This is a genomic window from Bacillus sp. WMMC1349, from assembly GCF_013155385.1.
Taxonomy (GTDB): Bacteria; Bacillota; Bacilli; order Bacillales; family Bacillaceae; genus Bacillus.
Genome location: NZ_JABJUQ010000007.1, coordinates 1367373 through 1380647 on the forward strand (window position 1 = coordinate 1367373; position 13275 = coordinate 1380647).

Consider the following 13275-nt stretch of genomic DNA (forward strand, 5'->3'; position numbering starts at 1 on the left):
ATGGTAGTAGGAGATTTCCCGATTGAAACAGATACTCTTGTGATTGGTTCAGGACCAGGCGGCTATGTAGCTGCCATTCGTGCTGCTCAACTCGGACAAAAAGTAACAATAGTTGAGAAAGCAAACCTTGGCGGCGTTTGTCTGAATGTTGGCTGTATCCCTTCAAAAGCATTGATCAATGCGGGTCACCGCTATGAAAATGCAAAGCACTCTGAAGATATGGGAATTACAGCTGAAAATGTAAAAGTCGATTTTACAAAAGTTCAGGACTGGAAAGCTTCTGTCGTGAAAAAGCTGACTGGCGGTGTTGAAGGTCTTTTAAAAGGCAACAAAGTCGATATCGTCAAAGGTGAAGCGTATTTTGTAGACAATCAGTCTATTCGTGTGATGGATGAGAACTCAGCTCAAACCTACACATTCAAAAACGCAATCATCGCGACCGGTTCCCGTCCAATTGAATTACCGAGCTTTAAATATAGTGAGCGTGTCTTAAATTCAACAGGTGCACTGGCTCTTAAAGAAATTCCTAAAAAGCTCGTTGTGATTGGCGGCGGGTATATTGGAACAGAACTTGGAACAGCATATGCAAACTTTGAAACTGAAATTGTGATTCTTGAAGGCGGAGACGAGATTCTGCCAGGTTTTGAAAAACAAATGAGTTCTTTAGTCAAACGTAATCTTAAGAAAAAAGGCAATGTTGAAATTTATACAAAAGCGATGGCAAAAGGTGTGGAAGAAAAAGCAGACGGTGTCACTGTTACGTTTGAAGTGAAAGGCGAAGAAAAAACGATTGATGCCGATTATGTACTCGTCACAGTCGGACGTGTGCCAAATACTGATGAGCTTGGGCTTGAGCAAGTCGGTGTGGAAATGACAGATCGGGGTATCATTAAAACCGATAAACAATGCCGCACAAGTGTTTCTAACATTTATGCAATCGGTGATATTATTGACGGTCCTCCGCTTGCGCACAAAGCATCTTATGAAGGAAAAATCGCTGCGGAAGCCATTTCTGGAGAACCTGCAGAAATTGACTATCTTGGAATCCCTGCAGTTGTGTTCTCAGAACCTGAGCTTGCGTCAGTCGGTTATACTGAAGCACAAGCTAAAGAAGAAGGTCTTGAAGTAACTGCGGCTAAATTCCCATTTGCTGCAAACGGTCGTGCACTATCATTAAATGAAACTGACGGTTTCCTTAAACTTGTGACACGCAAAGAAGACGGACTTGTTATCGGGGCGCAAATCGCAGGTGCGAGTGCTTCTGATATGATTTCAGAACTTAGCTTGGCCATTGAAGCAGGCATGACTGCTGAAGATATTGCAATGACGATTCACGCTCACCCAACATTGGGAGAAATTACAATGGAAGCAGCTGAAGTGGCAATTGGAATGCCGGTTCATGTTGTAAAATAAGAAAAACCGCACTCTGATTGTGATCATGACAATCAGAGGTGCGGGTTTTTTATAGGATCATTTATTCAATTTTTTTTCAAGAGAATTTAAGATCTTTTCTTTATTTCTTATCTTTCCTTCAATTTTAACCAGTACTTTTTTATTATCAATGAGCAATAAACAAGGAAATGTATTCACTTCTTTTTTCCATTTTCCTTTTTTATTTAAAATATTCATATTTGCAACCTGTTTGGGATGTTTCTTTTTTAATTCTAGAAGAGCATCATAATAAGTAACTTCCCGTTCAATATGATCATCATCAGAAAAAAACAGGAGCCTAATGTTCTGTTGATTGGTATCTTTGCTATTTTGTTCTGTCATGGAACAGCCGCTCATTAGAAAAAAGATACAACTGACGGTGAAAATAGCACGGAATAACATGAAAACTCTTCACCTCTCTATAAAAATGCAACTCCTGTGGCATAAAAAGTGTCTTCATTTAGTAAGCTATTCCTATTTTATCATGAGAAAAGTAAAAACTTTCGTTTGTTACCCATTTGTTACATAAATGATAACATTCGTCAAATTTCTCAATATTTTATAGGGTTATAGGTAAGTATTTTTAGAAACGTTCCCCAGTTGCTCTCCTTATTTGTTCAAATCTTTAGTACAAAATAAAAAACTAAACTGAAAAGTAGGAGCTGTACGCTCCCCTCATTTACACAGTTTAGTTTTACACTTCCAAAAGATGTGGACAAATGGTACAGGTTAACTCTGTACTGAATACAAAGGTGCACCATTCTAAGCCTCATTAAAGCCCCCTGCGGGGAGTTTGTTGTAAATCAAATGTAATGAAATAGAACATGTAAAGTGACTTCGGCCATAAGTAAATAAATCATATACCTGCCATACTTTAAATCTGTACCTTCATGTTCTTTGCCAGTAAAAGTCCATGCAAATAAACCGAGTATAGTTAATAAAGTGATGACTTCAATGATTGTTAATAAAGACATCCTCACCAGCCCCTCTGTTATAATATGATAACTCAATCGCATAAACCATTTTACATTTGCTCTATTCCGAAAACTCATATCAGAAAAAGAATTCTTAGAGTCATAAGGTCCTAAACAGGGTTTAAAGTTTCACGTTAATTATGTATTTAACAATTAATAGATTACCATAAATGATAAGTGAAATGACCTAATGTGTAAAAAAGATTCAACTCGTTTTTTCTCTGCAATTGAGACTGTTTACATGATGAGCAGCGGAAAAACTATGCCAGTAAAATTTTTTACGATAGTTGTTGATTAATGAATGAACCCAACTCTTGTCATCTATTCCAGCGGCAAGTTGTCTTTTTGAGACCTGAGAATTTTCTGATCTGCTTAATCAAGCAAGAAATATTCAGTTTTACATTTGTCATCATCACTTTTATTATTTTAATGATTCAGTCAATCATTCATATAAAAAAATAATTGTGTCATACAATTTGCCGTTGACAACACAAATGTGACATCATATTATAATAGTAGTTAAATAAAACGCTTCCATTTTGAAAAGAAAAGGGGAATGTGAGATGGGAACGATTGTTTGCCAAGATTGTAACGAACCAATTCATCATTTTGAAGATGAAAAAGTGACAATCCTTTATGGTACATGTGGGCAATGTCAATGTGAGCTCGAGGATGAAGCATAATAGTGAAAAAAGCATGCGGTCGTTTTACAGACCGCATGCTTTTTTACTGAATCGCCTGCTGTTCTTTGATGACCCTGATCATGTGAAGTGTATCATCTTCAGGACCCTTAACTGGCAGACCAGCTTCCAGATTTTTTTCAATGTAATGAATGTTATCTTCGGTAATAATCTCACCGGGGATAAAGATTGGAATACCTGGTGGATAGACCATAACAAATTCAGCAATGATTCGCCCGGCTGCCTTTTTAAATGGAATGATTTCTGTATTTGCATAAAATGCATCACGCGGTGTCATCGCAAGTGCCGGTATATTTGGAAGCAACACCTCAGTTTTGTCCTGATCTATATCAGATAAAACGACCTGGTGGGCGATGTCTGCTAAGGCTTCGACCAAGATCTCGGCATCTTCTTTACGATCTCCTGGTGTAAAAATACAAAGGATGTTATATAAGTCAGAAAGCTCTACTTCAATTTGATAAGACTCACGAAGCCATTTTTCAACATCATGTCCTGTTAACCCAAGATTTTTCACAGAAATAATTAATTTAGTTGGATCATAATCAAAGGCGGCTTTTGACCCAAGTATATCTACACCAGCACAGGAAAGCCCATTGATTTCGTTAATACGTTCCCGTGTTTGATTGGCGAGTCGTATCGTTCCTTCAATTAAATCATGTCCTTTTGTTGCCAAGTGTTTTCTGGCGACATCAAGGGAAGCGAGCAGTAAGTATGAAGTTGATGTTGTCGTTAGCATACTAAAAATCGATTGAACTCTCTCTTTAGAAACGAGGCCTTCTTTCATATTAAGGACTGAGCTTTGTGTTAGCGAGCTGCCAAGTTTGTGTACACTCGTTGCTGCCAAATCTGCTCCAGCTTGCATAGCTGAAAGAGGTAACTCTTCGTGAAAATGAATATGAACACCGTGCGCCTCATCGACCAATACAGGGACATCAAATGAATGGGCAAGCTCAACAATACTTTTTAAGTCAGCTGCAATGCCGAAGTAAGTTGGATTAATGACGAGCAGCCCTTTTGCATCAGGGTGTTTTTCCAGTGCTTTTTTAACTGACTCAGGTGTAATACCATGGGAAATTCCCAATTCATTGTCGATCTCCGGATGAATAAAAACGGGAACAGCTCCAGAAAAAACAATCGCTGTCATGACTGATTTATGTACATTTCTCGGCACCAGAATCTTGTCTCCAGGTCCACAAACAGCCATCACCATCGTCATAATGGCGCCGCTTGTTCCTTGTACAGAAAAAAATGTATGATCGGCTCCAAATGCTTTTGCCGCCAAGTCTTGTGCTTCTTTAATCATTCCTTTTGGTGCATGTAAATCATCGAGCGGTTCAATGTTAATTAAATCAATACTTAAGGCATTCTCACCAATAAATGTTCTAAATTCTTCTTCCATTCCAGATCCTTTCTTATGACCAGGGATATGAAATTGAATCGGGTTTTTAGCGGCGTGTTTTTTTAGTCCAGTAAATAAGGGTGTTTCGTGCTGCTGCAATTGATTTCCCACCTTCATGAAATGGTTTTTTCTTTACTCTATTGTTTATCAAAAATCATCTCGTTATTTGACGTTTTTCTTGATGGCATAAAACAAATGAATTATATTATGTTCTAGAAGGAATGTAAAGAAAATCGGTTCGGATAGATGCTTAGTCAAACACAAATACTAACAAAACGAATGACAGAAGGAGTTGTCTGAATGGAAGAATATCAATATCCGATGAATGAAGATTGGAGTACAGAAGAAGCGATAGAGGTTATCGCATTTTTCCAAACGATTGAACGTGCCTATGAAAAAGGAGTAGAACGTGATGTGCTGATGAGTGCGTACCGTCGCTTTAAAGAGATCGTTCCTGGTAAGGCAGAGGAAAAAAAACTTTGCAACCAGTTTGAAGAAGCGAGTGAATATTCTCCTTATCAAGCAGTAAAAAAAGCGAAAGAACAAACTGAAGACGATAAAATTAAATTATAAAAAGGGATGGTTTTTTCATCCCTTTTTTATATCAGCCGTTTTGATTAATTGATAAAGGTAAGAGAGTTTTTCGAAAGCTGCCTCGATCTGAGAAAGAAAATCGTCTGAACTCATTTGCAATACTTGATCTCTTGAAAGCTGAATCCCGCAAAGCACCTCCGCTTTTTTTACCTTTTCAAGTCGTTCAAATAATTGTATCAGTTCCTCTGGCTTCATATCGGACTGCTTGTGTGCTTCCGGTTTTGTGTGGTCGGCTGACCAGACAAATGTATCTGGAATCAAGTTTTTAATATCTTGTAAATGTTCTTGCAACCGTTTCCCATATTCTTCTTTAAGTGGAGCTTCATAAATAAGTGCAAACCAAACAAACACATGAGTTTTCCAAAGCCCGATTTGAAAATGCGGAAGCTTTTTATAGCCTCTCTTATTGTTTGCAAAAGCAACCCAACTATCATCAGGCGGGTTGACAGAACGCCGTGCATGTTTTGCAACATGAACGAACATTTCGTCTCCAGTAAGGACGGAAAGAACAGGGGCAAAATGTTCGCCTAATGCTTGGAGCTTTGGGCGAACGGTTTCTTTTAAAACACTCATCCGCGCATCCAGACCTTCTATTGTAAATGTATGGAAATCGTCTTCGGTGAAACGCAAATTGTTCATTTTTTTCCTCCTTGTCCCATCAATCTTCATCATTTTATCATAGCACCATAACAAATTAAAAAATAATGTTTCTTTTTCACTTTTCTGAGGTAAACAATAGGTAAATCACACAATTTTTATAATGGTGTTGCGAATGTTTTTATGATTCATACGATATGAATAAGAAATAATGAAGGATATGCCGGAGGGAATTATGATCTGTTAAATATCAATTTCTCTGGAAGGGGCTAGATGTAATGAGACCACTTGTCAAACAAGGGATAAAGGCAGAAAAAAATAATCGTGTGGCAGTTTTAAGGCTTGAGGTTGATTATGAATTAGCAATCCTTTTCGAAGCTTTGAAACAAAATGATGAAACCAAAATTGAATTAAGTAAACGCAAACTGGAACAACTCAGAAAAGAATGGATCAGATTTCTAGAGAAAAACCATACTAAAAACGAACCTGGCTGATGGTTCGTTTTTATCTAAGTGCCAGACTTTTTTCATTTCTCTTGCTTTTTTTCGGCCAATATCATTATGCTATCAATAAATCAGTATACATAGAAAAGAGGTTGTATGATGACAAACTGGAAGGAAATTGACCGACTTGCAAAAACATGGGTGAAAGAAGCTGGGCAAAAAATAAAAGAAGCGATGAGAGAAGAAGTGACGATCGAAACAAAATCAAATCCTAATGATCTAGTCACAAATATTGATAAGGAAACCGAGCGATATTTGATTGATAACATTCAGTCGGTTTTTCCCGATCATCACATTCTTGGTGAAGAAGGACAAGGGGACAAGCTCACTTCATTAGATGGAATCGTCTGGATGATTGATCCAATCGATGGAACGATGAATTTCGTTCATCAAAAACGTAATTTTGCAATTTCAATTGGTATTTTTGAAAATGGCATCGGTAAAATCGGTCTTATTTATGATGTCATCCATGATGAATTGTATCACGCGTTTCAGGGAGAGGGCGCATATATGAATGATACAGAGCTGGGGAAAATGAAAAGGGTACCACTTGAAAAAGCAATTCTTGGGATTAATGCAACTTGGATAACAGAAAATAGTCGAATTGATCAAAATGTTTTGTCTCCGCTTGTTAAACGGGTCAGGGGGACGCGTTCTTACGGATCAGCAGCTTTAGAACTCGCTTATGTTGCAGCAGGAAGACTTGATGTTTATGTAACGATGCGACTTGCTCCCTGGGATTATGCTGCGGGATGTATCCTTCTGAATGAAGTCGGTGGAATATATACAGCCATAGATGGGAAATCGGTAAATTTCTTGGAAAACACCAGTGTTTTGGCGGGTAATCCTAACTGTCATCAAACGATTTTAAGCAATTACCTATCTGAGCAATAATCTCGCGAGAAATTGAATATTTAAATGCTCAAAAACGAAAAATAGGGTCAAAAAGACTGTCCAACTCACTCGTTTATGACTTTGTTGGAGGTCTTTTATTATATGTCTCCAGTCTTCTAACCAAAGAAGAACTATGATATCATAGCTTTAAAATAGCATTGGTGGGGGATGTTGGTGGAGATTGTTTTCATTGCTGTTATCATTTACATCGTTATATTTGTCATGATGAGTAAAAGAATTGAGAACAAACTTGATTTTTCATTGATATCTATAGGGGCATTAGCCATCTTATTAATTGATCAGCCATATATTTGGATTCTAATATGGGGACTTATCGTTTTATATTTTTGGTTAAAAGATTAGTCAATCTGAAACAAACCTATATGGAGATGGTCAGCCCCTTTATTTGTAAAGGAGCTTTTTTCTAATCCAGTAAACCTTTATCACGCATTCGTTTTTTTAAGCTGAAACCGATCCCCATCATGATGATGAACATCATCACGGCTCCGATCACACCGGGAAGATTTTTCTCAGCAATGGCAACTCCAATTAGCATCATGCTGATTGCTGCTGCTAAAGCCACTAGTAAGAAGATCCATTTAATTTGTTTCATTGTCTTTCCAACCCCTTTTTCACATCCTACTGTAAGTTTACAGAAGATCATGCAAAATGGAAAGGCGGCACTAAATATTTTTGTCAAATTGAAATCACTTCAATTCTCAGTTATAATATGAAAGATTATCTAAATTTTTAGGAGATGAAAATGTGAAACTTCGAGAAGATCTTCGCAATATCGCTATTATCGCCCACGTTGACCACGGAAAAACAACGCTTGTTGATCAACTTCTTCATCAGGCTGGTACATTCCGTGCGAATGAACATGTGGCTGAGCGTGCCATGGATTCCAATGATTTGGAAAGAGAGCGCGGAATTACGATTTTGGCGAAAAATACGGCGATTCAGTATAAAGATACACGTATTAATATTTTGGATACACCAGGACACGCCGATTTTGGCGGTGAAGTTGAGCGGATTATGAAAATGGTTGATGGTGTTCTGCTTGTCGTTGACGCGTATGAAGGTTGTATGCCGCAAACTCGTTTTGTTTTGAAAAAAGCGCTAGAGCAAAACTTAACGCCGATTGTTGTCGTCAATAAAATTGACCGTGATTTTGCTCGTCCGGAGGAAGTTATTGATGAAGTACTTGATTTATTCATTGAGCTTGATGCTTCTGAGGACCAGCTTGAATTCCCTGTTGTCTACGCTTCAGCAATTAATGGTACTGCATCAACAGATCCAGAACACCAGGATGAGAACATGGAAGCTTTATTTGAGGCGATTGTCGGTCATATTCCAAGCCCGGTTGATAACCATGAAGACCCACTTCAATTTCAGGTAGCACTTTTGGATTACAACGATTATGTCGGCCGGATTGGGATTGGTCGTGTCTTTAGAGGAACGATGAAAGTTGGCCAACAGGTTGCATTAATGAAACTGGATGGTTCTGTTAAACCGTTCCGTGTTACAAAAATCTTTGGGTTCCAAGGACTGAAACGGGTTGAAATTGAAGAAGCCAAAGCCGGTGATCTTGTTGCGGTCTCAGGGATGGAAGACATCAATGTTGGTGAAACGGTCTGTCCGATCGAGCATCAGGAACCACTGCCAGTTCTTCGGATTGATGAGCCGACACTGCAGATGACATTTGTCGTCAATAATAGTCCTTTTGCTGGTCGAGAAGGCAAATATGTCACAGCTCGTAAAATTGAAGAACGTCTTGAACAACAGTTGCAAACAGACGTCAGTCTTCGAGTTGATCCGACACCATCACCAGATGCATGGGTCGTATCAGGACGCGGTGAGCTTCATTTATCAATTTTAATTGAAAACATGCGCCGTGAAGGTTTTGAATTACAAGTATCAAAACCTGAGGTCATTATTAAAGAAATTGATGGTGTTCGCTGTGAACCAGTTGAGCGTGTTCAAATTGATATTCCTGAAGAACATACTGGTTCTGTTATGGAATCAATGGGTGCCCGTAAAGGTGAAATGATCGATATGATTAATAATGGAAACGCGCAAGTTCGTTTGATTTTTAATGTACCTTCACGCGGTCTAATTGGTTATTCAACAGAGTTCCTTTCGTTGACAAGAGGTTTCGGAATTTTAAACCATACCTTTGACAGCTATCAGCCGATCGAGCCAGGTCAAGTGGGTGGCCGCAGACAAGGTGTTCTCGTTTCGATGGATACGGGCAAAGCTTCGGCTTATGGAATTCAGGGCGTTGAAGAACGCGGTGTTATTTTTGTTGAGCCGGGTACAGAAGTGTATGAAGGTATGATTGTTGGTGAGCATAACCGCGAAAATGATTTAGTAGTCAACATTAATAAAATGAAGCAGCAAACAAACGTACGTTCAGCAACGAAAGATCAAACAGTAAGCATGAAAAAACCGCGAACTATGTCTCTTGAAGAATCACTGGAATATTTGAATGATGATGAATACTGTGAAGTAACACCTGAGTCTATCAGATTAAGAAAGAAAATTCTTGATAAAAATGAACGCGAAAAAGCTGCGAAGAAGAAAAAGCTAGCAGGATTGTCTTAAACTTTGCAGAAATTGAAAAAAGAACGACCCATCTAGCAAAGGGGAGGGGGATTCTTTTTGAATGATGTAAGTGAACAGCTGTCATTTTTTGCCGCGCTTTATCAAGTTGATCAAAATCCTGGAGCAGGCATGTGGCAGCTTTACGTGACGATCTTCATCCTGTCAGCCATTGTCTATAAACTAGGGTTTGCCAAACGGCTGCCGTTGTTGAAAAATGTGATCATTTATTTTTTTCTAGCTCTAGGATGTACATTGTTAACGTTTTTCGGCGTCTTTTTACCAGTTGGAGAAGGGCTGGTTGTGGCTATCCTCATCTTAGCGATTTATAAAATTCGCCTGTGGCGCTCGAAAAAGGCGCAACAAATCAAAAAAGCATAGACTCTAAGTCTGTGCTTTTTTATTTCTTAATAAATCCTTTATCAACATGAATAGAGCGGATTGGGAGACTCCTGCGGGAATAGCCAACCAGGAGAGACTCCACAGGAGTAAGGAACGAGCTCTGGCTCGCGGAAGCGCGCAAATTCTCGGAATCCATCCTATTATGATTTTACCCGTTCCTTTTCTTTTCTGTGTGGATATAATTGAAAACGGCCGGTTTTCATCCTGTTCTCCGTTTTGATTTTGATCCGTTCGTGACATTCATTGCACAAATAGGTGTGAATGGGGCGGTTACGAAGACGTTTAGCAATTTGTGTGTCATCATCAAGTTGATCAATTTTGTCACACAATGAACACTTGACCCTCACTTTTTTCACCTCGCTTCAATTATTTCAGTATACCATATCAGTGAAAAGCGGGAAAAGAAAAGCTTATGCTGTCGCACAAGCTTTTCTAGTTAGGGCTGTCTGTTTTTCATATGTTTATTTGACTGTTTATTTTGTTGTTTTTCAAGCTTTTTTTGTCGATTATGATTCAACTGGTCATTGTTTGTTTTTGATGGTGTCGTGTTTTGATTATCTGTCATGTCAGTAGGGACTTCCGGAATGACGCGACCGACAATCGCAGCCAATTCATCAAGAATACCTTTTACAGGTCTGCCCTGCTGAATTTGTCTGCCCATCCCTCTCAACCGATTAAATGTGTCTGGATCGGCTACAACGGCGGCATTTGCTCCGTAACGATCTTCTTGAAGCGCTTCTGCAACGGAATATTTAATTGATTCCACTTTACTCCTTTCTAAATTGTCCTTTACATCGATCCCAACGACAGCAAGTCTTCCAAGCACAACTGCCGTAGCATCATTTACACCAGGGACTCTTTCGGTTATTTTGACGAGCCGTTTTGAAATGGTTTGCCCATTTTCTCGGTTTACAGGGTCTTGAGCAACGTTTTTCACATGAATGGGTCTGTTCCCCGGTAATTCGTTTGCTTCATTTTCAATACCGCAAGCTGTAAGCAACACAAGGGAATAAATGAGAAATAGAGAGATGATTCGCACTTAATGTGACCTCCTTAAAAATGCATTCGATATTTTTTATTGTTGAATTAACCTTCTATCTTTATTCAGAAAAACATATATTTTAGCGGGCGCTCCATCAGCTTTTACCAAAGGCTAAAAATCCTGATCAGGAGGCGAAGGATTGAGTAAAATTTATGTGTTAGATACCAATGTGTTGTTGCAGGACCCGAATTCAATCTTTTCTTTCGAGGATAATGAAGTTGTCATCCCGGCTGTTGTATTAGAGGAAGTTGATTCGAAAAAACGCAATTTAGATGAGGTGGGAAGAAATGCCAGATTGGTATCGAAATTAATAGATGATTTACGTTTAAAAGGGAAATTATATGAAAGTGTTCCTCTCTGTAATGGGGGAAAGATCAGAATTGAACTGAATCACCGCTCATTTCATCAACTTCAAGAAATTTTTGTGGAAAAAACAAATGACAACCGGATTTTAGCAGTTGCAAAAAATTTAAGTCTTGAAGAAGACACAAAAAACGGGGGTCGTCCAGTCATACTTGTCAGTAAAGATATGCTTGTTAGGGTCAAAGCGGATGCGATCGGATTAATGTCTGAAGATTTTTTGCATGACCGAGTGATTGACAATCATGATATATATAGTGGTTTTTCCGACATGTATATTGATACTGAGCAGATGAACTCATTTTATGAAGTTCACAAATTACCGATTGAAGGCAAGATGAGTGAACCATATCACCCAAATCAGTTTGTTGTGATGAGGGATGCACTTAATAGTTCATCATCAGCGATTGGGATAGTCAATCAAACTGGGACAGCTATTCAAAAACTGATTTTTGATCAGGAACAGGTTTGGGGGATTCGCTCGCGAAATGTTCAGCAAACGATGGCGATTGAGCTTTTATTAAGACAAGATATACCACTTGTTACATTGATCGGGAAGGCCGGAACAGGAAAAACGCTGCTTGCATTAGCTGCCGGTTTATTGCAAACGGAAGATATGGGATGCTATCAGAAGCTTGTTGTCACAAGACCAATTGTTCCGGTTGGGAAGGATATTGGTTATCTTCCTGGGGAAAAAGAAGAAAAATTAAGGCCGTGGATTCAGCCGATTTTTGATAACCTTGAATATTTGTTTAATACAAAAAAGCCTGGAGAACTCGATGATATTTTGGCGGGGATGGGATCGATTCAAGTAGAAGCACTCACATATATACGTGGCAGAAGCATTCCTGATCAATTTATTATTATTGATGAAGCTCAAAATCTGACCAAGCATGAGGTGAAGACACTTTTAACACGAGTAGGAGAAGGTAGTAAAATCGTCTTGATGGGGGATACCGAACAGATTGATCATCCATATTTGGATGCCATGAATAATGGCCTAGCATATGTTGTTGAACGTTTCAAAGAACAAAAAATTTCCGGAAATGTAAAACTTTTAAAAGGGGAGCGTTCAGGGCTTGCCAGACTTGCTGCCGATTTGTTATAGAAAATCTATTCGGCTCACCGGGCAAGCCGTCACTGCTTAAGTTTTAGCGATGCTGGTTGAATGTCCCCGTTCTTTTTTAAATCACTTCAATCTCTTTAAGGTGTTTGATCGGATTGTTTCGGTTGGAGCCGTCTGTAAAATAAACATGTACAGGTCCATCCTCTGTCAGCGGTTTTCCGTTTTTACTAAAACAGAGGATCGCATCTTTAGCTTTTGAAAATGGAACAGTCAATATTTCATCTTTCATTTTAAAAAGGCATTTTACAGCTGAATCAGCTACTTCTGCATTTTTTAAAAATGGCTCAAGTCTAATAGCGAATGTTCCATCAAGTAATTTTTGTTTTTCATATTGTTTTTCTGATCTTAAGGTCGGAGGCGATACTGTACCTTCTCTAATCAGCCGCTCCCGATCTATCTCAAGATCACTAGGCTTGTTTTGCACATCTCTGATATTTGAAAAGAAATGATCCAACTCAAATTTTCGATCATCAAAAATCCACACGCTTGGATCAAGTGTAATCACATGTTTTACATTTCCCGTAATGGTTATAATCTTCATTTTTATCCACTCCCTCACAAAAATTATAAGCGCTTTCTTTCGAGTTGTCACTTCTCATAACATTGGTTACAATGGGGAAGATAACGGAAATGACGTTTATGATGGAGGGG

Annotated in this window: 17 protein-coding genes; 9 read left to right on the forward strand and 8 right to left on the reverse strand. The window is 38.7% G+C overall.

Features of this window, described 5'->3' with window-relative positions:
* Positions 1–1413 (forward strand): dihydrolipoyl dehydrogenase, encoded by a 1413-nt coding sequence (gene lpdA / locus HOO54_RS09310; RefSeq protein WP_172294565.1) that lies wholly within the window; start codon positions 1–3, stop codon positions 1411–1413.
* 57 nt (positions 1414–1470) lie between these two features.
* On the opposite strand, the gene HOO54_RS09315 is transcribed toward lpdA, so the two are convergent.
* Both HOO54_RS09315 and HOO54_RS09320 read right to left on the reverse strand, forming a co-directional pair.
* The gene (locus tag HOO54_RS09315; protein WP_253907647.1) at positions 1471–1773 is read right to left on the reverse strand and encodes a hypothetical protein; all 303 of its coding nucleotides are present in this window, start codon (positions 1771–1773) and stop codon (positions 1471–1473) included.
* A 461-nt stretch (positions 1774–2234) separates the two neighbouring features.
* On the reverse strand, positions 2235–2405 hold the full coding sequence (locus HOO54_RS09320; protein WP_172294568.1) for a hypothetical protein: 171 nt from the start codon (positions 2403–2405) through the stop codon (positions 2235–2237).
* Between the two features lie 563 nt (positions 2406–2968).
* Here HOO54_RS09320 and HOO54_RS09325 point away from each other — a divergent pair.
* The gene (locus tag HOO54_RS09325) at positions 2969–3088 is read left to right on the forward strand and encodes a GapA-binding peptide SR1P (RefSeq protein WP_172294569.1); all 120 of its coding nucleotides are present in this window, start codon (positions 2969–2971) and stop codon (positions 3086–3088) included.
* 43 nt (positions 3089–3131) lie between these two features.
* On the opposite strand, the gene HOO54_RS09330 is transcribed toward HOO54_RS09325, so the two are convergent.
* A complete protein-coding gene (locus HOO54_RS09330; RefSeq protein WP_172294570.1) occupies positions 3132–4604 on the reverse strand; it encodes an aminotransferase class I/II-fold pyridoxal phosphate-dependent enzyme in 1473 nt (490 codons plus the stop codon).
* Between the two features lie 201 nt (positions 4605–4805).
* Here HOO54_RS09330 and HOO54_RS09335 point away from each other — a divergent pair, with 201 nt between their 5' ends.
* Positions 4806–5078 carry a UPF0223 family protein gene (locus HOO54_RS09335; RefSeq protein ID WP_172294571.1) on the forward strand — a complete coding sequence of 91 codons (273 nt, stop codon included), beginning with the start codon at positions 4806–4808 and terminating at the stop codon, positions 5076–5078.
* Between the two features lie 15 nt (positions 5079–5093).
* Here HOO54_RS09335 and HOO54_RS09340 read toward each other — a convergent pair whose 3' ends face one another.
* Positions 5094–5738, reverse strand: a complete 645-nt coding sequence (locus tag HOO54_RS09340) for a YktB family protein (protein ID WP_172294572.1) — start codon at positions 5736–5738, stop codon at positions 5094–5096.
* Between the two features lie 236 nt (positions 5739–5974).
* On the opposite strand from HOO54_RS09340, the gene HOO54_RS09345 reads away from it, so the two are divergent.
* From HOO54_RS09345 to HOO54_RS09355, 3 genes are all read left to right on the forward strand, one after another.
* Complete coding sequence (locus tag HOO54_RS09345; protein ID WP_172294573.1) at positions 5975–6190, forward strand: hypothetical protein; 216 nt, start codon at positions 5975–5977, stop codon at positions 6188–6190.
* Positions 6191–6298: 108 nt separating this feature from the next.
* Positions 6299–7093 (forward strand): inositol monophosphatase family protein, encoded by a 795-nt coding sequence (locus HOO54_RS09350; protein ID WP_172294574.1) that lies wholly within the window; start codon positions 6299–6301, stop codon positions 7091–7093.
* A 174-nt stretch (positions 7094–7267) separates the two neighbouring features.
* Positions 7268–7456, forward strand: a complete 189-nt coding sequence (locus HOO54_RS09355) for a hypothetical protein (protein ID WP_172294575.1) — start codon at positions 7268–7270, stop codon at positions 7454–7456.
* A gap of 61 nt (positions 7457–7517) precedes the next feature.
* Here HOO54_RS09355 and HOO54_RS09360 read toward each other — a convergent pair whose 3' ends face one another.
* Complete coding sequence (locus HOO54_RS09360; protein WP_172294577.1) at positions 7518–7706, reverse strand: YlaF family protein; 189 nt, start codon at positions 7704–7706, stop codon at positions 7518–7520.
* A 152-nt stretch (positions 7707–7858) separates the two neighbouring features.
* Between HOO54_RS09360 and typA the strand changes: the two genes are divergently transcribed.
* On the forward strand, positions 7859–9697 hold the full coding sequence (gene typA, locus HOO54_RS09365; protein WP_172294579.1) for a translational GTPase TypA: 1839 nt from the start codon (positions 7859–7861) through the stop codon (positions 9695–9697).
* Positions 9698–9754: 57 nt separating this feature from the next.
* On the forward strand, positions 9755–10075 hold the full coding sequence (locus HOO54_RS09370) for a YlaH-like family protein (RefSeq protein ID WP_172294581.1): 321 nt from the start codon (positions 9755–9757) through the stop codon (positions 10073–10075).
* A gap of 161 nt (positions 10076–10236) precedes the next feature.
* On the opposite strand, the gene HOO54_RS09375 is transcribed toward HOO54_RS09370, so the two are convergent.
* Together HOO54_RS09375 and HOO54_RS09380 are read right to left on the reverse strand one after the other, a co-directional pair.
* Positions 10237–10443, reverse strand: coding sequence for a YlaI family protein (locus HOO54_RS09375; RefSeq protein ID WP_172294583.1), 207 nt, complete (start codon positions 10441–10443; stop codon positions 10237–10239).
* Positions 10444–10532: 89 nt separating this feature from the next.
* Positions 10533–11135: a YhcN/YlaJ family sporulation lipoprotein gene (locus HOO54_RS09380; RefSeq protein ID WP_172294585.1), complete on the reverse strand. Its 603-nt coding sequence runs from the start codon at positions 11133–11135 to the stop codon at positions 10533–10535.
* Between the two features lie 142 nt (positions 11136–11277).
* On the opposite strand from HOO54_RS09380, the gene HOO54_RS09385 reads away from it, so the two are divergent.
* Complete coding sequence (locus HOO54_RS09385; RefSeq protein ID WP_172294587.1) at positions 11278–12606, forward strand: PhoH family protein; 1329 nt, start codon at positions 11278–11280, stop codon at positions 12604–12606.
* A gap of 76 nt (positions 12607–12682) precedes the next feature.
* Here HOO54_RS09385 and HOO54_RS09390 read toward each other — a convergent pair whose 3' ends face one another.
* Entirely contained in the window at positions 12683–13165 is a 483-nt protein-coding gene (locus HOO54_RS09390; protein ID WP_172294589.1) for a molybdopterin-binding protein, read from the reverse strand.
* Between the last annotated feature and the right edge of the window lie 110 nt (positions 13166–13275).